The organism is Streptomyces reniochalinae, from assembly GCF_003323735.1.
GTDB lineage: Bacteria > Actinomycetota > Actinomycetes > Streptomycetales > Streptomycetaceae > Streptomyces > Streptomyces reniochalinae.
Window position 1 is genome coordinate 191,723 of sequence record NZ_QOIM01000037.1, and the last position, 21,565, is coordinate 213,287.

The following is a 21,565-nucleotide window of genomic DNA, read 5'->3' on the forward strand; positions in this document are numbered from 1 at the left end:
GTTTGGATCGAACCCATGAGCCCCGCTTCCCCGACCACGCGCACCGACGTGCGACGCCACGACCGTGAGATCATCGCGCTCGCCCTCCCCGCCTTCGGCGCGCTCGTCGCGGAGCCCCTCTTCGTCATGGTCGACAGCGCCATCGTCGGCCACCTCGGCACCCCCCAACTCGCCGGCCTCGGCGTCGCCGCGGCGCTCCTGCAAACCGGCGTCAACATCTTCGTCTTCCTCGCCTACGCCACCACGGCGGCCGTCGCCCGCCGCCTCGGCGCCGACGACCTCCCCGCGGCGCTGCGCCAGGGCATGGACGGCATCTGGCTCGCCCTGCTGCTCGGCGCGCTGGTGATCGCCGCCGTCGTGCCCACAGCGCCCTGGCTCATCGACGCCTTCGGCGCCTCCGCCACCGCCGCCCCCTACGGCACCACCTATCTGCGTATCAGCGCCCTCGGCATCCCCGCCATGCTCATCGTTCTCGCCGCGACGGGCGTGCTGCGCGGCCTCCAGGACACCAGGACCCCGCTGTACGTCGCCGTCGGCGGCTTCGGCGCCAACGCCGCCCTCAACGCGCTCCTGGTCTACGGCGCAGGACTGGGCATCGCGGGCTCCGCCTGGGGCACCGTGATCGCCCAGTGGGGCATGGCCCTCGTCTACCTCACCGTGGTCGTACGCGGCGCCCGGCGGCACGGCGCCTCCCTGCGCCCCGACCTCGCCGGTATCCGCGCCAGCGGCCGCGCCGGCGTCCCCCTGCTGATCCGTACGCTCTCGCTGCGGGCCGTCCTCATGATCGCGACCGCCGTCGCGGCCCGGCTGGGTGACGCCGACATCGCCGCCCACCAGATCACCCTCACCCTGTGGTCGCTGCTGGCCTTCGCGCTGGACGCCATCGCCATCGCGGGCCAGGCCATCATCGGCCGCTACCTCGGGGCCTCCGACGCCGACGGTGCCCGGGCCGCCTGCCGCCGCATGATCCTGTGGGGCGCCGTCTCCGGCGTGGTGCTCGGCGCGCTGGTCGCCCTCGTGCGGCCCCTGTTCATGCCGGTGTTCACGACCGACGGCGCCGTCATCGACCAGCTGACGCCTGTCCTCCTCGTCGTCGCCGTCACCCAGCCCGTCGCCGGCGTGGTCTTCGTCCTCGACGGCGTCCTCATGGGGGCCGGCGACGGCCCCTACCTGGCGGGCGCCATGCTGGTGACCCTCGCCGTCTTCGCCCCCATCGCGCTCCTCGTCCCCACTCTCGGCGGTGGCCTGACCGCGCTGTGGTGGACCGTCGCGGGCCTGATGATGGGCACCCGCCTGGTCACCCTCGCCCTGCGCACCCGCTCGGGCCGCTGGCTGGTCACCGGCGCCGTCCGCACGCCCTGAACCGCCTGGGCGGAAGCACCGCGAACACGGCGAAAGGGCCGCACCCCAAGGGGTGCGGCCCTTTCGTGAAGAGCTGCGCTCTCGATGAGCCGGACTCTTGTCAGGACGCGGCGACGTCCACGTTCACCGTGGCGGCCACGTCGGCGTGCAGCCGGATGGACACCTGGTGGGCGCCGAGCGACTTGATGGGCGAGCCCACCTCGATGCGGCGCTTGTCGACGTCGGGTCCGCCCGACGTCCTGATCGCGTCGGCGATGTCGGCCGGGGTCACGGAGCCGAACAGGCGGCCCTGGTCTCCGGCGCGCACCTGCAGGCCGACGCGCAGGCCCTCGAGCCGGCCCTTGATCTCGTTGGCCTGCTCGATCGTCGCGATCTCGCGGATCTTGCGGGCGCGACGGATCTGCTCGACGTCCTTCTCGCCGCCCTTGGTCCAGCGGATGGCGTAACCGCGGGGGACGAGGTAGTTGCGGGCGTATCCGTCGCGGACCTCGACGACGTCGCCCGCGGCACCGAGACCGGAGACCTCGTTGGTCAGGATGATCTTCATGATTCGGTCACCCTTTCCTTAGCGCGCGGTCGAGGTGTAGGGCAGCAGCGCCATCTCACGGCTGTTCTTCACAGCCGTGGCGACGTCACGCTGGTGCTGGGTGCAGTTGCCGGTGACCCGGCGGGCACGGATCTTGCCGCGGTCGGAGATGAACTTCCGCAGCAGGTTCGTGTCCTTGTAGTCGACGTAGGAGATCTTCTCCTTGCAGAACACGCAAACCTTCTTCTTCGGCTTGCGAGCAGGCGGCTTCGCCATTGTCTACTCCTATGAGTTCGCTCAGAAGGGTGGCTCGTCCGAGTAGCCGCCACCGTTGCCGCCGGGGCCGCCGCCCCAGCCGCCGCCACCGCCCTGACCGCCGCCGGCCGGGGCGCCCGTGGCCCACGGGTCGCCCGCGGGGGCGCCGCCGCCCTGCGGACCGCCGGGTCCGCCGGAGGCACCGCCCCAGCCGCCACCCTGGCCACCGCCGCCGCCGCCGAAGCCGCCGCCCTGACCGCCGCGGCCGCTAGTCTTGGTGACCTTGGCCGTGGCGTTGCGGAGACTGGCGCCGACCTCGTCGACGTCCAGCTCGTAGACCGTGCGCTTGATGCCCTCCCGGTCCTCGTACGAGCGCTGCCTGAGGCGGCCCTGCACGACGACGCGGGTGCCCTTGGTGAGGGACTCGGCGACGTTCTCCGCCGCCTGCCGCCAGACCGAGCAGGTCAAAAAGAGGCTCTCGCCGTCCTTCCACTCGTTGGTCTGGCGGTCGAAGGTGCGGGGGGTGGACGCGACACGGAACTTCGCGACCGCCGCACCTGAAGGGGTGAAGCGCAGCTCGGGGTCGTCGACGAGATTGCCGACGACCGTGATGACGGTCTCGCCTGCCATGGGGGAACCTCTCGGCGTGCTGCTGGCTGCTGTGGTGCTGGGGTACGCGGCGGTGGTGCTGCCGCGTGGTGGAGGTGCTGCTCGGTTACTCGGGGGTCGGCCTCAGTGGGTCGACGGGCGCAGGACCTTGGTCCGCAGGACGGACTCGTTCAGGTTCATCTGCCGGTCGAGCTCCTTGACCACAGCAGGCTCGGCCTGGAGGTCGATGACCGAGTAGATGCCCTCGGGCTTCTTGTTGATCTCGTAGGAGAGACGACGACGGCCCCAGGTGTCGACCTTCTCGACCTTGCCGTTGCCCTCGCGGACGACGGAAAGGAAGCTCTCGATCTGGGGGGCGACAGCGCGCTCCTCCAGGTCGGGGTCGAGGATCACCATCACCTCGTAGTGACGCATGTGGAACCCACCTCCTCTGGACTCAGCGGCCACGGTCGTTCCGTGGCAGGAGGGTCGTGATGCGTTGTGCCGTGCCACCCGCCGGAAGGGAGTTCCGGAAGCGGCACAGACGGGCCAGCCTACCTTCCCGCGCCCTTCCGGTTGAAATCCGAGGGCAACCCGGAGCAATCTGGACACCACAGGTGTGAGCGGCGTTACAGTTCGCGCCGCGCGCCGCAGGAGCAGGAGCTCGCCTCAGGAGGTGCCCTATGGCACAGGCAGTCCGGTGGACCCATCCTCTCTCCTATCTGAACTCCGACGGCCGACGTCACCCGAAGGAGAACTCCCTGGCGACCGCAGCGCTGGTGCTGGGGGTCGTCTCGGTGGTCTGCGCCTGGTGGCCCGGCCTCCACGTGCCGGGCACGTGGGTGGGGATCGTCGGCGTGCTGACCGGGGCGTGGGGTCAGTACATCTCGGCGACGACGGGTGAACGGTTCGTCACCATCATCGGGCTGGGGGCCGCGGCGGTCGGCTTCTACATCAACATGATGCACGGCGGTTTCCTGACGTAGCCGCACCGTGACGTGGGGTTCCGGCGCCGGAGCGCGGGCCCCCACGCCGGGGCGGAGGCCGCCGCGCTCTCGCGGGCGGGCGCCGGGGCGCGACCGGGGCACCGTCAGCGCCGCCGGACGCCCGATCCGGCGCGGCCCTGGGCCGAACGGGGCGCCCGGGCGCACAGTAGGCTTCCGGCGAGCATCACTCAGTTCGCCGGAGGAGCGTCGCGCCATGAGCCTGACCCTGAGGACCATCAGCCGAGAGCAGCATCTGGCGTATGTCCAGAGCCTGGCCTCGGCAAGCCACTGTCAGGTGCCCGCGTGGGCGGACGTGAAGAACGAGTGGCGCGCGGAGAGCCTGGGCTGGTTCGACGAGCGTACGGGGCAGATGGTGGGCGCGGGGCTGGTGCTCTACCGCCAGCTGCCGAAGGTCAAGCGCTATCTGGCGTACCTGCCGGAGGGCCCGGTCATCAACTGGTACGCGCCCAACCTGGACGAGTGGCTGCGCCCCATGCTGGACCACCTCAAGGGGCAGGGCGCGTTCTCGGTGAAAATGGGCCCGCCGGTGGTGATCCGGCGCTGGGACGCGGCCGCGATCAAGAAGGGCATCCAGGACCAGGACGTCAAGCGGCTGCGCGACATCGAGGCCACGCACATCGAGCCGCGCGCCTTCGAGGTGTCCGACAAGCTGCGCAGGATGGGCTGGCAGCAGGGCGAGGACGGCGGCGCGGGGTTCGGCGACGTCCAGCCGCGTTACGTCTTTCAGGTGCCGTTGGAGGGCCGTTCGCTGGAGGACGTCCACAAGGGCTTCAACCAGCTGTGGCGCCGCAACATCAAGAAGGCCGACAAGGCCGGCGTGCAGGTGGTCCAGGGCAACATGGCCAACCCGTACGACCTGGACGAGTGGCAGCGCCTGTACGAGATCACCGCGGAGCGCGACAGGTTCAGGCCCCGCCCCAAGGCGTACTTCCAGCGCATGTGGAACGTGCTGAACGCGGAGGACCCGCACCGGATGCGGCTGTACTTCGCCGAGCACGAGGGCGAGCGGATCTCGGCGGCCACGATGCTCGTCGTCGGTGGTCACGTGTGGTACAGCTACGGTGCCTCGGCCAACCACAAGCGTGAGGTGCGGCCGTCGAACGCGATGCAGTGGCGGATGCTCCAGGACGCCTACGCGCTGGGGGCGAGCGTCTACGACCTGCGCGGCATCAGCGACTCCCTCGACGAGAACGACCATCTGTTCGGCCTGATCCAGTTCAAGGTCGGCACCGGTGGGCAGGCGGCGGAGTACCTCGGCGAGTGGGACTTCCCGCTCAACAAGCTGCTGCACAAGGCGCTCGACATGTACATGTCGCGACGCTGAGCCCTCCGGCGGTCCGCCACCCCGCCCCGTCGACGACGGGCCCGACGACCGACGACCCGATCGAGAAAGGTTCCCTACCGGCCATGGCGCTCTCCCTCTACGTCGACACCGATCGCTGGCGGGCGCACCAGCAGTCGATGATCCAGCAGTTCCCGGGGATCGTTCCGGTCTGCAAGGGCAACGGCTACGGCTTCGGCCACGAACGGCTGGCCGACGAGGCCACCAAGTTCGGCGCCGACATCCTGGCCGTCGGCACGACCTACGAGGCGGCCCGCACGAAGGACCTGTTCGGCGGGGACCTGCTGGTGCTCACCCCGTTCCGCAAGAACGAGGAGCCGGTGCCGCTGCCGGACCGTGCCGTCCGCTCGGTCTCCTCGGTGGAGGGCGTGGGCCTCATGCGCGGGGCGCGGGTCGTCATCGAGGTGATGAGCAGCATGAAGCGGCACGGGGTCACCGAGCAGGACCTGCCCCGGCTGCACGCCGCGATCGACGAGGTGCGCCTGGAGGGCTTCGCGATCCACCTGCCGCTGGACCGGGCCGACGGCTCGGACGCCGTGGAGGAGGTCATCGGCTGGATGGACCGGCTGCGGGCCGCCCGGCTGCCGCTGGAGACGATGTTCGTCAGCCACCTCAAGCCGCAGGAGTTCGCCATCCTCCAGCAGCAGTTCCCGCAGACCCGCTTCCGCGCCCGGATCGGCACCCGGCTGTGGCTGGGCGACCACGACGCGACGGAGTACCGGGGCGCCATCCTGGACGTGACGCGGGTGACCAAGACCGACAGGTTCGGCTACCGGCAGGCCAAGGCGCCGGGGGACGGCTGGCTGGTCGTCGTCGCGGGCGGCACCTCGCACGGGGTCGGCCTGGAGTCCCCCAAGGCGCTGCACGGCATGACCTCCCGCGCCAAGGGCGTGGCCCGCGCGGGGCTGGCGACCGTGAACCGCAACCTGTCCCCCTTCGTGTGGGCGGGCAAGCAGCGCTGGTTCGCGGAGCCCCCGCACATGCAGGTCTCCATCCTCTTCGTGCCCGCCGACGCCCCCGAGCCGCACGTCGGCGAGGAGCTGACGGCGATCCTGCGCCACACCACGACGACGGTCGACCGCACGGTGGACCGCTGAGCGGTCGCTTCGAGGCTGCCCCTGCTGGAAAGGGGATGCCCCTGTGTGTCTCGTCGCAGACTGCGGACGCGTTGTGGCTTGTCGCGCGGTTCCCCGCGCCCCTTCAAGGGGCGCGGGGAACCGCGCGGGTGACCACGACGGCGGTGCAGGCGGCAGCGGACAGCCGGGGCAGCCCCTCACCCGTGCCGGTCAGGCCACAGCGGCGCGCGTCAGCGCTCGGACTTGCCCTCGATGAAGTCCTGCACGTTCTGGCGGGCCTGGTCGTCGAAGTACTGGACCGGCGGCGACTTCATGAAGTACGAGGACGCCGAGAGGATCGGGCCGCCGATGCCGCGGTCCTTGGCGATCTTCGCGGCGCGCAGCGCGTCGATGATGACGCCGGCCGAGTTGGGGGAGTCCCACACCTCGAGCTTGTACTCCAGGTTCAGCGGCACGTCACCGAAGGCGCGGCCCTCCAGGCGGACGTAGGCCCACTTGCGGTCGTCCAGCCAGGCGACGAAGTCGGAGGGGCCGATGTGCACGTTGTCGGCGCCCAGGTCGCGGTCGGGGATCTGGGAGGTGACGGCCTGCGTCTTGGAGATCTTCTTCGACTCCAGCCGCTCCCGCTCCAGCATGTTCTTGAAGTCCATGTTGCCGCCGACGTTGAGCTGCATCGTGCGGTCCAGGATGACGCCGCGGTCCTCGAACAGCTTGGCCATCACGCGGTGCGTGATGGTGGCGCCGACCTGGGACTTGATGTCGTCGCCGACGATCGGCACACCGGCGGCGGTGAACTTGTCCGCCCACTCCTTGGTGCCGGCGATGAAGACGGGCAGCGCGTTGACGAAGGCGACACCGGCGTCGATGGCGCACTGCGCGTAGAACTCGACGGCGGACTGCGAGCCGACGGGCAGGTAGCAGACCAGGACGTCGGCCTGCGCGTCCTTGAGCGCCTTGACGACGTCGACGGGCTCGGCGTCGGACTCCTCGATGGTCTCGCGGTAGTACTTGCCCAGGCCGTCGTAGGTGTGACCGCGCTGCACGGGCACACCGGCCGGCGGCACGTCGCAGATCTTGATCGTGTTGTTCTCGCTGGCGCCGATCGCCTCGGCGAGGTCGAGTCCGACCTTCTTGCCGTCGACGTCGAAGGCGGCGACGAACTCGATGTCGCGCACGTGGTAGTCGCCGAACTGGACGTGCATCAGACCCGGGACCTTGCTGTCCGGGTCGGCGTCCTTGTAGTACTCGACGCCCTGCACCAGCGATGCGGCGCAGTTGCCCACGCCGGCGATGGCTACGCGAACCGAACCCATTCCGGTTGCTCCCTGTGTGTTCTCGCTGAGGCCGCGGCGGTGCGCGGACCTCATCTGTCGGTGTTGTCGGACGGACCCGACGAGGGACGGTCCGAACCGGTCTCGCGCGCCGGGCGCCTCGTGCTCTCCTGGCCCGCCCGCTCGCTCCCCTTGCGTTCGCTCTCGATGAGCTCGGTGAGCCAGCGGACCTCCCGCTCCACGGATTCCATGCCGTGGCGCTGGAGTTCGAGCGTGTAGTCGTCGAGGCGCTCGCGCGTACGGGCCAAAGAGGCGCGCATCTTCGCGAGTCTCTCCTCCAGCCGGCTGCGGCGTCCTTCCAGTACGCGCATGCGCACGTCGCGCGACGTCTGGCCGAAGAAGGCGAAGCGGACGCCGAAGTGCTCGTCCTCCCAGGTATCGGGACCCGTCTGGGAGAGCAGGTCCTCGAAGTGCTCCTTGCCTTCGGCCGTCAGCCGGTAGACGATCTTCGCCCGCCGCCCGGCGAGCGAACCCGCCTGCGCGCGGGGGTTCAGCTGCTCCTCGGGCTGGGCGCTCGGCTCCTCCACCAGCCATCCGCGCTGCACGAGCGCCTTGAGGCAGGGGTAGAGCGAGCCGTAGCTGAAGGCACGGAAGACGCCGAGCGAGGTGTTGAGCCGCTTGCGCAGCTCGTATCCGTGCATGGGGGACTCGCGGAGCAGGCCGAGGACGGCGAACTCGAGGACGCCCGAGCGTCTGCTCACAGGCCGCCACCTCCGTCCGGTCTCCGGCCGTCCCGCGCTCGTCGCGGCACGTGTCTCGCTCTGATGTATCGACTCGATACATCACGACGATAGAACGGCCCTTCGGGTGCGACAAGAGGGGGGTCCGTGAAGGGACTCACATCACCGATTCACCGCAGCTGCTTTGCGTCGAATAAGGCGAATACGCCGTAAGGGAGGTTTTGGAGCTGCGTAGTCTGTCGCGTGTGCAGACCACCGGGAACCGTGCGACGTACGAACGCGTCCTCGTCCTGGGTGCAGTGCGCGCGGGTGAGGCGGAACCGTCCGCCCGGTGCACTCGGGGGGACCAGAAGCCAACTGCCACCTTCAGGCGCTACGGCCGCCTGCCCGAGGAGTAGCTGTTCCAATGAGCGGAAACCGTCGAAAGCCGCCGCAGGGGCGCGGCCGTCGCGCGGCCCAGCCGCCACCGTCCTCCGGACGCCGGGCGGCTCAGCGCGGCCACGGCGGAGGGCCGGCCTCCGCCCCTGGTGACGCGCACGGCGACCGGAGCGAGCCGCAGGCGTACCAAGGCCGTGCGGCGGCCCGCAAGGCCGCCCAGGGCGGCGGACGGCGGCGCGCCGCCTCGGCCGCGGTCGGCGCCCCAAACGGCCGCAGGGCCGGCGGTGGGCGCGGGCGCGGGGGCGGGGGCCCCGAGCGCAAGCGCTTCATCGACTACCCGCGTGCGAACAAGTCGGGCGTGCGGCGCTGGCTGCCGTCCTGGAAGCTGGTCACCGGCTCCTTCTTCGGCTTCGTCGGGCTCCTCATCGTCGCCTTCGCCATCGGGCTGTGGATGGTGGAGGTCCCCGACCAGGCCAAGGCCGACGCCCGCTCGCAGACGAACGTCTACTACTGGTCCAACGGCGACCGGATGGCCGTGGCGGGCGCCGAGGGCGAGAAGAACCGGCAGAACGTCCCGCTGAGCCAGATGCCCCAGCCTCTCCAGCAGGCGGTGGTCGCCTCGGAGAACGAGACGTTCTGGGAGGACTCGGGCATCGACCCGATGGGCATCGCGCGCGCGGCCTTCAACATGGCGACCGGCGGTGACACCCAGGGCGGCTCGACGATCACCCAGCAGTTCGTCAAGAACAACTACCTGACCCAGGACCAGACCATCAAGCGCAAGGTCACGGAGCTGTTCATCTCCATCAAGGCCGGCGCCACGATGGACAAGGGCGAGATCCTGGAGGGCTACCTCAACACCGCCTACTTCGGCCGCGGCGCGTTCGGCGTCCAGGCGGCCTCCCAGGCGTACTTCGGCAAGGACGTGGACAAGATCGACGCCTCGGAAGGCGCCTATCTGACGACGCTGCTGAACGGCGCCGCCCTGTACGACCCCTACGAGGGCGACCAGGGGGCGAACAAGGCCCGGTCGCTACAGAAGTGGCGCTCGGTCATCCACCGCGAGGCGGAGATCGGCAAGATGAAGAAGTCGACGGCGAAGAAGGTCATCGCCGACGGCCTGCCGACCATCAAGCCGCCGAAGAAGGCGATGGACAAGCGGGGCCAGAAGGGCTACCTGATCGACCTGGCCAACAGGTACCTGGTCAACAACGACGTCCTCACCCGCGAGGAGCTCAACCGCGGCGGCTACCAGATCACCACGACCTTCGACAAGAAGAAGACGTTCGCGCTGCGGGACTCGGTCAACAAGGTCTACAAGGAGAACATCGACCCGAAGAAGCGGCCCGACCTGGACTCGCACGTCCAGTTCGGCGGCGCCTCCGTCAGCCCGGCGGACGGAAAGATCGTCGCGATCTACGGCGGCAAGGACTACATCGAGCACTTCACCAACAACGCGGACGACACGGGTGTGCCCGTCGGCTCGACGTTCAAGCCCTTCGTGCTGGCGTCGGCCATGAGCAAGGGCGTACGGGACCGCAACGGCCCGGAGACACAGTCGGCGGACGCGCGGCACCTGGTCAACCCGGACACCAGCTACTACGACGGCCGCAACAAGCTGCTGATCCGCGACTACAACGGGGAGATCTGGAAGAACAAGGAAGGCGAGTACTGGCGCCAGACCAACGACGGTGGCCACGACTACGGAGCCAAGGACGACGGCTACCGGATCAACCTGCGCGAGGCCATGAAGCACTCGGTGAACTCGCCGTACGTGCAACTCGGCATGGACATCGGCATCCCCACCGTGCGTTCGAGCGCCGAGGAGGCGGGGCTGCTGGGATCCAGTCTCAACCAGTCGAACAGCCCCTCCTTCTCCCTCGGTATCTCCACCCCGAGCGCGATCCGCATGGCGGGCGCCTACGGCACCTTCGCCGCCGAGGGCAAGCGCAACGACCTGTACTCGGTCAAGAAGGTCATCGGCCAGAAGGGCGAGAAGCTCTCCCTGCCGACGCACAAGAAGGAGCAGGCGTTCACCCCGCAGGTGGCCAACAACGTCACCGACGTGCTCACCGACGTCACCGCGCCGGGCGGTACCGGCAGCGTGGCCCAGGGCCTGGGCCGTCCCTCGGCCGGCAAGACGGGTACGACGGACGGCAACAAGTCGGCGTGGTTCGTCGGGTACACCCCGCAGCTGTCGACAGCGGTGGGCATGTGGCGCCTCAACGACGACGCCTCGGTCAAGAACCGCAAGTTCCTGAAGATGTTCGGCACCGGCGGTCAGAAGAAGATCCACGGTGCGTCCTTCCCCGCCGAGATCTGGACCTCGTACATGAAGGACGCGCTCGAGGGCACGGGCGTGAAGAACTTCCCGAAGGCGGAGCCCATCGGCGAGAAGGTGTACGGGCCCGGCGCGAGCCCCGACCCGACACCCACCCATTCCTCGCCACCTCCCTCCCCCACGGAGGATCCCAGCGAGAGCCCGTCCGAGTCGCCTTCCGAGTCGCCTTCCGAGTCGCCGTCGGAGTCCAACACCAGCTGTCCGCCGCTCGACCCCACGTGCGACGACGACAACGGCCAGGACGGGGGCGGCGGCGATCCGCCCGACGGGGGCAACGACAACGGCGGGCCCGGCGGGGGTCCGGGCGGCGACTCCGGCGATACGGGCGACACGGGAGACACCGGAAACTGGATCGCGGGCCCCAACGGCCGCAGGGAGTGAGCGCTCCCCCCTCGGGACCCACCGGACCCACCAGGCAGTGACGGGCAAGGCCCCGGCTCGGACACCGAGCCGGGGCCTTGCCCGTGTCACGAGAGGCCCTCCGCGTCAGGGTCCACGCGCCACGAGAAGACCTCGTCTCAGGAGGGTGCGCCGTGCCACGAGAGGACCCGTCGCGGAAGGGTGCGCCGTGCCGCGAGACGCTCGCGCAGGAAAGGGTGCGCCGTGCCACGCGAACCCCCGCTCGGAAAGAGGGAACCGCACGAGGGACGGGTTGCCCCTCCGGCGAGGCGTGTGCGGCAGGATGTGGCCCATGACGAGCGCCCCCACCGACCGGACCCCCGCTCCGAAACCACCCCCACAGCACGCCGCCCGCCCCACCGAGGAGCCCGCGGTCCGTCCCACGGACCAGGACGAGGTGGCGGGTGCGGCGAGCGAAGTGGCCGGGGGGCGCGCCGGGCGGCGCGCCGTCCACGGCGCGAGCTGGTGGACGCCGCTGCGCACGGTGGTCGTCGTCACGCTGGGGATGTTCGTGCTCGGGATGCTCCAGAAAGCGCCCTGCTTCAGCGGCGGCTGGTTCTCCGGGCAGGCCGCGCAGTACGTGCACGCCTGCTACTCCGACATCCCGCACCTGTACAACGGGCGCGGCTTCGCCGAGGGGCTCGTCCCCTACCTGGACCGCATCCCCGAACGGATCTCCGGCGGTATGGAGTACCTGGAGTACCCCGTGCTCACCGGGGCCTTCATGCAGTTCGCGGGTGTGCTGACGCCCGGCGGTGACTCGCTGGTGCAGGACGAGAAGACCTACTGGCTGATCAACGCGGGGATGCTCGCGGTCTGCGCGGCCGCGCTGGTCACGTGCGTGGTGCGCACCCACCGCAACCGCCCCTGGGACGGCATGCTCGTGGCTCTCGCGCCGGGGCTCGCGCTGACCGCCACGGTCAACTGGGACCTGCTGGCCGTCGCCATGACGGCCGCGGGCATGCTGCTGTGGGCGCGCTCGCGTCCGCTGGCCGCCGGCGTGCTGATCGGCCTGGCGACGGCGGCCAAGCTCTATCCGGCGCTGCTGCTGGGCCCCCTGCTGGTGCTGTGCTGGCGTGCGGGGCGCTGGGGTGGATTCGCACGGGTGACGGCGGGTGCGGCCGTCTCGTGGCTGGCGGTGAACGTGCCGGTGATGGTGGCGGCCCCGGCCGGCTGGGCGAAGTTCTACACCTTCAGCCAGGAGCGCCCGGTGGACTTCGGTTCGCTGTGGCTGATCGTCCAGCAGCGAACCGGACGTGAGTTCGAAGAAGCCAACCTCTACGCCATCGTCCTGATGGTGCTGGGCTGCGCCGCGATCGCCGCGCTGGCCCTGTGCGCCCCCAGGCGGCCCCGGTTCGCGCAGCTCTCCTTCCTGGTGATCGCCCTCTTCGTCCTCACCAACAAGGTCTACTCCCCGCAGTACGTCCTGTGGCTGATCCCGCTGGCGGCCCTCGCCCGCCCCAAGTGGCGGGACTTCCTCATCTGGCAGGGCTGCGAGGTCGTCTACTTCCTGGGTATCTGGATGTACCTCGCCTACACCTCCAGCGGCGACAAACGCCAGGGGCTCCCCGAGGACGGCTACCAACTCGTCATCCTGGCCCACCTGTTGGGCACGCTCTACCTGTGCGTGATGATCGTCCGCGACGTCCTGCGGCCCGAGAACGACCCCGTACGCAGGGACGACGGTTCCGACGACCCGGGCGGCGGCGTGCTGGACCGGGCCCCTGACGTCTTCACCCTCGGCCCGCTCGCGCCCGCCCCCTCACGCCGCCACGCCGCCTTCGCAGCCCCCTCCACCGCCGCCACCCCCGCCACGTCCTCCTCCACCACCGCCACTACCGCCCTGCAACGGCGCACCGTGCGGTGGGGGGCGGCGATGCGGGAGTGACGGCGCGGCGTCCTGCGCCGTCGTTTCACGTGAAACCATCGCAATGCGGCGTTGCTGTGTGAGGCTGTCCCCATGTCCGTCGCCCGCGACCTGCGCACTCTGCTCCGCTTCCCCGGCTTCCGTAGGCTGTTGACGGTACGGCTGCTCTCCCAGCTCGCCGACGGGGTCTACCAGATCGCACTGGCGGCGTACGTGGTCTTCTCCCCCGAGAAGGAGACCTCGCCCGCGGCGATCGCCTCCGCCATGGCGGTGCTGCTGCTGCCGTACTCGCTTCTGGGCCCGTTCGCCGGCGTCCTGCTGGACCGCTGGCGGCGTCGCCAGGTGCTCTTCTTCGGCAACATGCTGCGCACCGCCCTCGCGGCCCTCACGGCGGCGTTCGTCCTCGGAGCCGTACCGGACTGGCTGGTCTTCCTCTCGGCCCTCACCGTCACCGCCGTGAACCGCTTCGTGCTGGCCGGGTTGTCCGCCGCGCTGCCCCGTGTCGTGGACGGCGAGCGTCTGGTGATCGCCAACTCCCTCTCCCCGACCGCGGGCACGCTCGCCGCCACGCTGGGCGGCGGGGTCGCCTTCGTGGTGCGCTCTCTCGCCCCCGGCACCGGACGGGAGGCCGACAGCCTCGTGCTGCTGACCGCGGCCGCCCTCTATCTGCTGGGCGCCCTGGCCTCGCTGCCGATGGCCAGGGACCTGCTCGGCCCCGACCCGACCGCCGTGCAGCCCCGCGTCCTGGCCGCCGTCGCCAGTACGGCCCGCGGTCTGCTGGCCGGGCTCCGCCACCTCGCCGCGCGCCGGACGGCGGCCTACGCCCTCACCGCCGCCACGCTGATGCGGTTCTGCTACGGCGCGCTGACGGTGACGGTGCTGATGCTGTGCCGGTACGCGTGGAGCGGCGACGGCTCCGTCGACGGCGGCCTGGGCCTGCTGGGGCTCGCACTCGGCCTGTCCGGACTCGGCTTCTTCGCCGCCGCCGTGATCACCCCTGCGGCCGTGGGGCGGTGGGGGATCTTCGGCTGGATGGCGCTGTGCGCGGGTGCCGCCGCGGTGCTGGAGCCCGCGCTGGGGCTGTCGTTCACGCCGGGGCCGATACTGGCCGCCGCCTTCGTGCTGGGCCTCGTCACCCAGGCCGCGAAGATCGCCACCGACACCGCCGTCCAGACCTCGGTGGACGACGCCTTCCGCGGCCGGGTCTTCTCCCTCTACGACATGCTCTACAACGTCGCCTACGTCGGGGCCGCCGCGGTGGCCGCGGTGCTGCTGCCGCCCGACGGGCGCTCCGCCGCCGTCGTCCTCGGGGTCGCCGTGCTGTACGCGGCCCTCGCGCTGGCCGTCTCGCAGGTTTCACGTGAAACACGGGCGCCCGACCGACCGGAACAGGGTGAGGGACGAGAACAGGGCACCGGAGAAGAAGCGGAGCGCCGGGAGCCGGGGCAGGGCCCGGGCGGCCGGCAGGTCAGCCCTCCTGCCGGGCCCACCACTTCCTGAGCTCCGCCGCAGCGGCGTCGTACCCCAGCGGCCCGTGCTCCAGGCGCAGCTCCAGCAGGTGCTTGTACGCCTTCCCCACCACCGGCCCCGGCCCCACGCCGAGCTCGCGCATGATCTCGTTGCCGTCGAGGTCGGGCCGGATCGCGTCCAGCTCTTCCTGTTCCTGGAGCCGCGCGATCCGCTCCTCCAGACCGTCGTACGCGCGCGAGAGCGCCTGGGCCTTGCGCTTGTTGCGGGTCGTGCAGTCCGAGCGCGTCAGCTTGTGCAGCCGGCTCAGCAACGGCCCGGCGTCCCGCACGTAGCGGCGCACCGCCGCATCCGTCCACTCCCCGGTGCCGTACCCGTGGAAGCGCAAGTGCAGCTCCACCAGCCGTGAGACGTCCTTGACCATCTCGCCGGGGTACTTGAGCGCGGTCATCCGCTTCTTCGTCATCTTCGCGCCCACCACCTCGTGGTGGTGGAAGGAGACCCGGCCGTCCTTCTCGAACCTGCGCGTCCTCGGCTTGCCGATGTCGTGCAGCAGCGCCGCCAGCCGCAGCGTGAGGTCGGGCCCCTCCTCCTCCAGGTCGATCGCCTGGTCCAGCACGGTCAGCGAGTGCTCGTAGACGTCCTTGTGCCGGTGGTGCTCGTCCCGCTCCAGGCGCAGCGCGGGCAGCTCGGGCAGCACCCGCGCGGCCAGTCCGGTCTCCACCAGCAGCCGCAGCCCCTTGCGGGGCCAGCGGCCGAGCAGCAGCTTGTTCAGCTCGTCCCGCACCCGTTCCGCGGAGACGATCTCGATGCGGTCGGCCATCCTGGTCATGGCGTCCACGACCTCGGGCGCCACCTCGAAGTCGAGCTGGGCGGCGAAGCGCGCGGCGCGCATCATGCGCAGCGGATCGTCGGAGAAAGAGGCCTGCGGCGTCCCCGGAGTCCGCAGCCTGCGGGCCGCCAGGTCCTCCCGGCCGCCGTGCGGGTCGACGAACTCCTTCTCGGGGAGCGCGACCGCCATGGCGTTCACCGTGAAGTCCCGGCGGACCAGGTCGTCCTCGATGGTGTCGCCGTAGGAGACCTCGGGCTTGCGGGAGGCACGGTCGTAGATCTCCGACCGATACGTCGTCACTTCGAGTACGAAGTCCGACTTCTTGATCCCCACCGTGCCGAAGGCGATGCCCACCTCCCACACCGCGTCCGCCCACGGCCGCACCAGCCGCAGCACGTCCTCGGGCCGGGCGTCCGTGGTGAAGTCCAGATCGTTGCCGAGCCGCCCCAGCAGCGCGTCGCGCACCGAACCGCCGACCAGAGCGAGCCGGAAGCCGGCCTCGCGGAAGCGGCGCGCGAGCTCGTCCGCCACCGGTGAGACGCGCAGCAGCTCGCTGACTGCGCGCTGCTGCACCTCGCTCAGGTGCTCGGCTGCCGGGCCGTCCTCCGGGGCGGCCAGGGGCGTGGCGGGGGGCTGGTCGGGGCTGTCACTCATGGCGTTCGGCACAGCAGCACAGGGTACGTTGCCGCACCGGGTGCCTGCCCGGCGGCGGCCGTCCCCGCGCCCGTCGGACACCCTGCGGACACCGTGGTGATCTTGTGGTGGACGGCGCGGCACTTCCGTCCGTGAGACATCGTTACCATCAGGGATCCAGAACGCACGACCCAGTACTGCACCTTCATCACCCAGCACCACCCAGCACCACCCAGCACCAAGCGACGACGACAGACGACGGGATGGACGAGCGCGTGGCCGAGGCGGCTGAGAGTCAGGCTCCCCCTGCCCGTAGGGGGACGAACCGCTGGAGGCGCCGGGCAGCGGCGCTCCTCGCCGCCCTCCCCGTTCTGGCAGGGCCCCTCCTCCCCGCGGGCACGGCCACCGCAGCGCCCCAGGCGTCCCCGGCGAGCGGCACCCACACGTCCGCCGTGACGTCCGCCACCGCGGGCCCCGCGGCCCGGGCGGCCACCCCCGCGGCGGCAGCGGCGCCGGCGGCGCCCCAGGGGAGCGGCTCCCGCAGCGCCCGGGTCTCCGTGAACGAGGTCACGCCCGCCGTCCCCGACGCCGACGACACCGTCACCGTCAGCGGCACCGTCACCAACACCAGCGGCGCCACGCTGAGCGACCTGGAGGTCGTCCCCCGCATCGGCCCGGGTCTCGGCTCGCGCAGCGCCATCGAGCAGGCGTCCCGCCGCCAGGGATACCTGTCGGGCGCGGACGGCACCGAGGTCCCCGGCGGGCACGGCGCCCGCATGTCAGGACTCGCCTCCGGCATCACCCGGCCGTTCACGCTGAAGATCCCCGTCAGCGACCTCCATCTGGGCCCCGGCGGCGTCTACCAGCTCGGCGTCTCCCTCACCGGGCAGACCCACTCCCGCCCCTACGAGCAGATCCTGGGCATCGGCCGCACCTTCCTGCCCTGGCAGGAGAAGGCCGACAGCCCCCACACCCGGGTCACCTACCTGTGGCCGCTGATCTCCACCCCGCACGTGACCGCGCGCACGGAGTCCGACGAACAGCAGACCCCGGTCTTCCGCGACGACAAACTGGCCGAGGAGCTGGCCCCCGGCGGGCGCCTCCAGCAGATGCTGGAACTCGGCAAGGACCTCGACGTCACCTGGGTCATTGACCCCGACCTGCTGGCGAGCGTCGACATGATGGCGGGCCGCTACCGGGTGCACAAGCCCGGCGGCGGCCCGGACGACACCGTCGCCGGCAAGGGCCAGGAGGACGCCAAGCGCTGGCTGGACGAGTTGCAGAAGGCCGTCCGCGGCAAAGAGGTCGTCGCCCTCCCGTTCGCCGACCCGGACCTGGCCTCGCTGGCCCACCGCGGCCAGAAGGTGCCCGGCGCGCTCAGCTCCCTGGGGCAGGCCACGAGGCTCGCCAAGGACACGGTCGAGACAGTGCTCCACGTGAAACCGAGCACCGACTTCGCCTGGCCCTACGAGGGCGCCGTCGACTCCTCCATCGTGGGCGTGGCCACCTCGGCGGGCGCCCACAACGTGATCGCCCGCAGCGACAGCGTCCGGGACGCCGGCCTCTCCTACAGCCCGACGGCGGCCCGCCCGATCGGCAGCGGCAACACCGCGCTGGTCGCCGACGAGCGGCTGTCCACCGCCTTCGAGGGCGACCTGTCCCGGGCCGGTGCCGCCTCGCGCGCCGTGCAGCAGTTCACCGCCCAGTCCCTCGCGCTGGCGAGCCAGGTGCCCTCCCGTACCCGCAGCGTCGTCGTCGCCCCCCAGCGGACACCGAGCGTCTCCCAGGCGCAGGCGATGGCCGAGGGCGTCGAGGCGCTCAGCGACAGCGGCTGGGCCGAGCCGGGCAGCCTGGCCGACGCCGCGAAGGCCAAGCCGGACCAGGGCGCCCAGCGCCGGATGCCGACGCCCTCCGCCTATCCTTCGACGCTCCGCAAGAGCGAGCTGCCGGCCACCGCCTTCGAGCAGGTGCGCAAGACGAAGGACGGCCTGGAGGACTTCAAGGAGATCCTCAGCGACCCCGAGCGCGTGATGCCGCCGTTCAGCACGGCCATAGACCGCGAGGTCTCCAACGCGTGGCGCGGCAGGGCGTCCGCCGGGCAGAGCTACCGCAACGGGGTGGAGGACTACCTGCTGGAGCTGCGCGGCGCGGTCAAGCTCATCAACAAGTCCGGCATCACGCTCTCGGGCCGCGAGGCCACCATCCCCGTGACCGTGCAGAACAACCTGGCACAGGGCGTCGACGGGCTCGTGCTGGAGCTAAGGTCGAGCCGCGTCGGCCTGGACGTGGGGGACGCGAAGCGGGTCAAGGTCGACGGCGAACACACCCAGTCCCTCAAGTTCGACACCACCGCCAAGAACAACGGCCGCGCCTATGTGTACGCCCAGCTCTACACGGAGGACGGCGAGCGCTACGGCAAGGTCATGAAGTTCCAGGTGAACGTGACCTCCATCACGTCCACCGTGCTGCTGGTGATCGCGATCGGCGTGCTGCTGATCGTGCTGGCCGGCATCAGGATGTACACCCAGCGCAAGCGGTCGGGCCCGGCCCCGGACCCGGACGCCCCGCTGAAGGACCCGGGCGGCGGCGGCCACGGCGGCGCGACGGATGGCACGGGAGACGGCAACGCGCCGGGTGGCCCGTCGGACGGCCCGGCGGGCGGCGCCGCGGACAACTCGTCGGGCGGTGCGGGAGACGACTCGACGGACGACGCCGCAGGCGACTCCACGGACGACTCGGCCGACGGCGGCAAGGGCTCCGGTGCCCCGGACCGGGACACGGACGGCGACGGGAACGACACCGTCCGGGAAAACGACAACCCCCCGGCCACGGGTGAGAAAGTGGACCGTTGACTCATCCGGGCGAGCAGGGGCAGGGGTAGGTAGCGACGATGAACGCGCCGTATGGCGGCGACCGGGGCCGGACGCCCGGTGACGGCTCTGGCCAGCCGGAGGACCCGTACGCGCAGGACGTGTACGCGCGTGATCCGTACGCGACCGCGGACCCCTCGGCGCAGGACCCGGACCCGCAGGCGTGGCAGCGCTACCAAGGCCAGGAGCCCCAGGACCCGTACGCGGCGCAGCCGCGGGAAGGGCAGCCGTACGGCCGGCAGCAGCATCCGTCGCCCTACGGGCAGCCGCCCCACGGACAGCAGCCGCACGGACAGCAGTCCCACGGGCAGCAGTCCCACGGGCAACCGCCGCACCAGCAGCCGTACGGGCAGCAGCCCCACCAGCAGCCGCACGCGGCACAGGCCTACCAGGGCGAGCAGCCCCCGCAGCCCCAGGCTGCACGGCCCACCGGCCAGGGCGCCCCGCAGTCCGGCGACGCCTTCGCCCACCTCTACCGCGACCAGGGCCACCCTCAGCCGCAGCAGGGGCAGCACGGGCAGCACGCGCACCACCCCCACCAGGCCCAGCAGGGCCACCAGGCCCAGCAGGTGCGCTCCCCTCAGCAGGAGCCCGGCCGGCCCCAGGCCACCCAGCCGCCGCAGCCGTATCCGCCGGAGCCCGGTGCGCCGGGGGCCGCCGAGGAGCCGTCGGCGCAGACCGTCAACCTCAACGCCGTCGCCCCCAAGGAAGAAGTCCCCGCCCCCTCAGGAGGCAAGGGCGGCGGCGGCCTCCTCAAGTCCAGCGCCATCATGGCCGCCGGCACGATGGTCTCCCGGCTGACGGGCTTCATCCGCTCCGCGATGATCGTCGCCGCGCTCGGCGCCTCCGCCCTCGGTGACAGCTACCAGCTGGCCATCACCCTTCCGACGATGCTCTACATCCTCAGCGTCGGCGGCGGCCTGAACTCGGTCTTCGTACCGCAGCTCGTGCGCGCGATGAAGGAGGACGACGACGGCGGCGACGCGTACGCGAACCGGCTGCTGACGCTGGTCGCGGTACTGCTGGGCATCCTGGCGGTCGCGGCCGTCTTCGCCGCGCCGCTCCTGGTGCGGCTGATGTCCGTCAAGCTGGCGGGGGACCCGGCGGCCAACGAGGTCACCGTCACCTTCGTGCGCTACTGCCTGCCCTCGATCTTCTTCATGGGCATCCACGTGGTGATGGGCCAGGTGCTCAACGCGCGCGGCCGCTTCGGGGCGATGATGTGGACGCCGGTCCTCAACAACGTCGTCATCATCTCCACCATCAGCCTGTTCCTGTGGGTCTACGGGACCGCCTCGACCTCGAAGCTGACCGTCGCCAGCATCCCCCCCGAGGGCGTGCGGCTACTGGGCATCGGCACCCTGCTGGGGCTGGTCGTCCAGGCGCTGTCGATGATCCCCTACCTGCGCGCTGCGGGCTTCCGCATCCGGCCCCGCTTCGACTGGCGCGGCCACGGCCTGGGCAAGGCCGCCAAGCTGGCCAAGTGGACGATCCTGTTCGTCCTCGCCAACCAGGCCGGTGTGCTGGTCGTCTCCCAGCTGTCCACCTGGGCAGGTGACACCGCCGCCGAGGGCGGCGACTCCGGCACCGGCTACATCGCCTACTCCAACGCCCAGCTCATCTGGACGATGCCGCAGTCCATCATCACCGTCTCCGTGATGGCCGCGCTGCTGCCCCGGCTGTCCCGGGCGGCGGCCGACGGCGACCCCGGAGCCGTGCGGGACGACATCTCCCAGGGCCTGCGCAACTCGGCCGTCGCCATCGTGCCGATCGCCTTCGGTTTCCTGGCGCTCGGCATCCCCATGTGCACCATGATCTACGGCTCGGCGGGCGTGGACGCCGCCCGTTCCATGGGCTACATGCTGATGGCGTTCGGAATCGGCCTGATCCCCTACTCCGTCCAGTACGTCGTTCTGCGCGCCTTCTACGCGTACGAGGACACCCGCACCCCCTTCTTCAACACGGTCATAGTGGCCGCCGTCAACGCCGCCGCCTCCGCGCTGTGCTTCTTGCTGCTGCCCGCCCGCTGGGCCGTCGTCGGCATGGCCGCCTCCTACGGGCTCGCCTACCTCACCGGTGTCGGCATCGCCTGGCGCCGGCTGCGCGACCGGCTGGGCGGCGACCTGGACGGGCGGCGCGTGGTGCGCACGTACACCCGGCTCGGCGGCGCCAGCATCCCCGCGACGCTCGCCGCGGGCGCCGCGGCCTGGGGCATCATGCGCGTCCTGGGCAGCGGCACGCTCGGCTCGATCGCCGCGCTCGCCGGCGGAGGGATCGTTCTGGGCGCGGTTTTCGTCCTAGCGGCGAAGCGCATGCGCGTCGAGGAAATGACGGCGATGCTCGGGATGGTGCGCGCCAGACTCGGCCGATGAAATCCGGACGGGGAAACCGGCGTATACAACCATCATTCGCCCCCGCGTGTCGTGCATAGCGGCGAGGTGTAGGCACAATTGTTTTTGGCCGTTTCCAGTAAAACGGCGCTACGGATGGGGAGGCAGGAACGACGGTGGCGGAACGGAGCACAGCCGCTGTCGACGTGGCCGAGACCAGCGGCGGGAACGGTAAGCCGCTGACCGCCCGGCAGGACGGGGCCACGAGCGACGGTGCGACG

The 21,565-nt window shown here is 71.0% G+C and carries 16 protein-coding genes; 9 read left to right on the forward strand and 7 right to left on the reverse strand.

Annotated features, from left to right (window positions below; all coding sequences use genetic code 11):
* Positions 1-15: 15 nt before the first annotated feature.
* Complete coding sequence (locus DQ392_RS18720; protein WP_114016773.1) at positions 16-1,362, forward strand: MATE family efflux transporter; 1,347 nt, start codon at positions 16-18, stop codon at positions 1,360-1,362.
* Between the two features lie 100 nt (positions 1,363-1,462).
* Here the strand turns inward: DQ392_RS18720 and rplI are convergent, their stop codons facing one another.
* The 4 genes from rplI to rpsF form a co-directional block, all read right to left on the reverse strand.
* Positions 1,463-1,909, reverse strand: a complete 447-nt coding sequence (gene rplI / locus DQ392_RS18725) for a 50S ribosomal protein L9 (protein WP_114016774.1) — start codon at positions 1,907-1,909, stop codon at positions 1,463-1,465.
* Positions 1,910-1,927: 18 nt separating this feature from the next.
* Positions 1,928-2,164, reverse strand: a complete 237-nt coding sequence (rpsR, locus tag DQ392_RS18730; RefSeq protein ID WP_003978893.1) for a 30S ribosomal protein S18 — start codon at positions 2,162-2,164, stop codon at positions 1,928-1,930.
* Positions 2,165-2,185: 21 nt separating this feature from the next.
* On the reverse strand, positions 2,186-2,773 hold the full coding sequence (locus DQ392_RS18735) for a single-stranded DNA-binding protein (RefSeq protein ID WP_114016775.1): 588 nt from the start codon (positions 2,771-2,773) through the stop codon (positions 2,186-2,188).
* Positions 2,774-2,875: 102 nt separating this feature from the next.
* On the reverse strand, positions 2,876-3,166 hold the full coding sequence (gene rpsF / locus DQ392_RS18740; RefSeq protein ID WP_027739433.1) for a 30S ribosomal protein S6: 291 nt from the start codon (positions 3,164-3,166) through the stop codon (positions 2,876-2,878).
* A gap of 248 nt (positions 3,167-3,414) precedes the next feature.
* Here rpsF and DQ392_RS18745 point away from each other — a divergent pair, with 248 nt between their 5' ends.
* The 3 genes from DQ392_RS18745 (at position 3,415) to DQ392_RS18755 (ending at position 6,177) form a co-directional block, all read left to right on the forward strand.
* Positions 3,415-3,717: a hypothetical protein gene (locus DQ392_RS18745; RefSeq protein WP_114016776.1), complete on the forward strand. Its 303-nt coding sequence runs from the start codon at positions 3,415-3,417 to the stop codon at positions 3,715-3,717.
* A gap of 214 nt (positions 3,718-3,931) precedes the next feature.
* Positions 3,932-5,062 (forward strand): lipid II:glycine glycyltransferase FemX, encoded by a 1,131-nt coding sequence (locus tag DQ392_RS18750; protein ID WP_114016777.1) that lies wholly within the window; start codon positions 3,932-3,934, stop codon positions 5,060-5,062.
* A gap of 83 nt (positions 5,063-5,145) precedes the next feature.
* Positions 5,146-6,177 (forward strand): alanine racemase, encoded by a 1,032-nt coding sequence (locus tag DQ392_RS18755; protein ID WP_114016778.1) that lies wholly within the window; start codon positions 5,146-5,148, stop codon positions 6,175-6,177.
* Positions 6,178-6,386: 209 nt separating this feature from the next.
* On the opposite strand, the gene DQ392_RS18760 is transcribed toward DQ392_RS18755, so the two are convergent.
* Complete coding sequence (locus tag DQ392_RS18760) at positions 6,387-7,469, reverse strand: inositol-3-phosphate synthase (protein ID WP_114016779.1); 1,083 nt, start codon at positions 7,467-7,469, stop codon at positions 6,387-6,389.
* 50 nt (positions 7,470-7,519) lie between these two features.
* Entirely contained in the window at positions 7,520-8,188 is a 669-nt protein-coding gene (locus DQ392_RS18765) for a PadR family transcriptional regulator (RefSeq protein WP_114016780.1), read from the reverse strand.
* 385 nt (positions 8,189-8,573) lie between these two features.
* On the opposite strand from DQ392_RS18765, the gene DQ392_RS18770 reads away from it, so the two are divergent.
* From DQ392_RS18770 to DQ392_RS18780, 3 genes are all read left to right on the forward strand, one after another.
* Complete coding sequence (locus tag DQ392_RS18770; RefSeq protein WP_114016781.1) at positions 8,574-11,267, forward strand: transglycosylase domain-containing protein; 2,694 nt, start codon at positions 8,574-8,576, stop codon at positions 11,265-11,267.
* A gap of 310 nt (positions 11,268-11,577) precedes the next feature.
* A complete protein-coding gene (locus DQ392_RS18775; protein WP_114016782.1) occupies positions 11,578-13,173 on the forward strand; it encodes a glycosyltransferase family 87 protein in 1,596 nt (531 codons plus the stop codon).
* A 72-nt stretch (positions 13,174-13,245) separates the two neighbouring features.
* Positions 13,246-14,652, forward strand: a complete 1,407-nt coding sequence (locus DQ392_RS18780) for an MFS transporter (protein WP_114016783.1) — start codon at positions 13,246-13,248, stop codon at positions 14,650-14,652.
* Here DQ392_RS18780 and DQ392_RS18785 read toward each other — a convergent pair.
* Positions 14,621-16,105: a CCA tRNA nucleotidyltransferase gene (locus DQ392_RS18785; RefSeq protein ID WP_114016784.1), complete on the reverse strand. Its 1,485-nt coding sequence runs from the start codon at positions 16,103-16,105 to the stop codon at positions 14,621-14,623. The genes DQ392_RS18780 and DQ392_RS18785 overlap by 32 nt on opposite strands.
* Positions 16,106-16,359: 254 nt before the next feature.
* Between DQ392_RS18785 and DQ392_RS18790 the strand changes: the two genes are divergently transcribed.
* Both DQ392_RS18790 and murJ read left to right on the forward strand, forming a co-directional pair.
* Positions 16,360-18,936 carry a DUF6049 family protein gene (locus DQ392_RS18790; RefSeq protein ID WP_425470559.1) on the forward strand — a complete coding sequence of 859 codons (2,577 nt, stop codon included), beginning with the start codon at positions 16,360-16,362 and terminating at the stop codon, positions 18,934-18,936.
* Positions 18,937-18,974: 38 nt separating this feature from the next.
* The gene (gene murJ / locus DQ392_RS18795) at positions 18,975-21,326 is read left to right on the forward strand and encodes a murein biosynthesis integral membrane protein MurJ (protein WP_114016786.1); all 2,352 of its coding nucleotides are present in this window, start codon (positions 18,975-18,977) and stop codon (positions 21,324-21,326) included.
* Positions 21,327-21,565: the final 239 nt, after the last annotated feature.

What these genes read in the sequence shown, in the direction of transcription:
- rpsR (WP_003978893.1), bottom strand. Translation starts at nt 2,164, where the DNA reads ATGGCGAAGCCGCCTGCTCGCAAGCCGAAGAAGAAGGTTTGCGTGTTC.
- DQ392_RS18760 (WP_114016779.1), bottom strand. Translation starts at nt 7,469, where the DNA reads ATGGGTTCGGTTCGCGTAGCCATCGCCGGCGTGGGCAACTGCGCCGCA.
- DQ392_RS18775 (WP_114016782.1), top strand. Translation starts at nt 11,578, where the DNA reads ATGACGAGCGCCCCCACCGACCGGACCCCCGCTCCGAAACCACCCCCA.
- DQ392_RS18745 (WP_114016776.1), top strand. Translation starts at nt 3,415, where the DNA reads ATGGCACAGGCAGTCCGGTGGACCCATCCTCTCTCCTATCTGAACTCC.
- DQ392_RS18720 (WP_114016773.1), top strand. Translation starts at nt 16, where the DNA reads ATGAGCCCCGCTTCCCCGACCACGCGCACCGACGTGCGACGCCACGAC.
- DQ392_RS18750 (WP_114016777.1), top strand. Translation starts at nt 3,932, where the DNA reads ATGAGCCTGACCCTGAGGACCATCAGCCGAGAGCAGCATCTGGCGTAT.
- DQ392_RS18770 (WP_114016781.1), top strand. Translation starts at nt 8,574, where the DNA reads ATGAGCGGAAACCGTCGAAAGCCGCCGCAGGGGCGCGGCCGTCGCGCG.
- DQ392_RS18785 (WP_114016784.1), bottom strand. Translation starts at nt 16,105, where the DNA reads ATGAGTGACAGCCCCGACCAGCCCCCCGCCACGCCCCTGGCCGCCCCG.
- murJ (WP_114016786.1), top strand. Translation starts at nt 18,975, where the DNA reads ATGAACGCGCCGTATGGCGGCGACCGGGGCCGGACGCCCGGTGACGGC.
- DQ392_RS18735 (WP_114016775.1), bottom strand. Translation starts at nt 2,773, where the DNA reads ATGGCAGGCGAGACCGTCATCACGGTCGTCGGCAATCTCGTCGACGAC.
- rplI (WP_114016774.1), bottom strand. Translation starts at nt 1,909, where the DNA reads ATGAAGATCATCCTGACCAACGAGGTCTCCGGTCTCGGTGCCGCGGGC.
- DQ392_RS18780 (WP_114016783.1), top strand. Translation starts at nt 13,246, where the DNA reads ATGTCCGTCGCCCGCGACCTGCGCACTCTGCTCCGCTTCCCCGGCTTC.
- rpsF (WP_027739433.1), bottom strand. Translation starts at nt 3,166, where the DNA reads ATGCGTCACTACGAGGTGATGGTGATCCTCGACCCCGACCTGGAGGAG.
- DQ392_RS18755 (WP_114016778.1), top strand. Translation starts at nt 5,146, where the DNA reads ATGGCGCTCTCCCTCTACGTCGACACCGATCGCTGGCGGGCGCACCAG.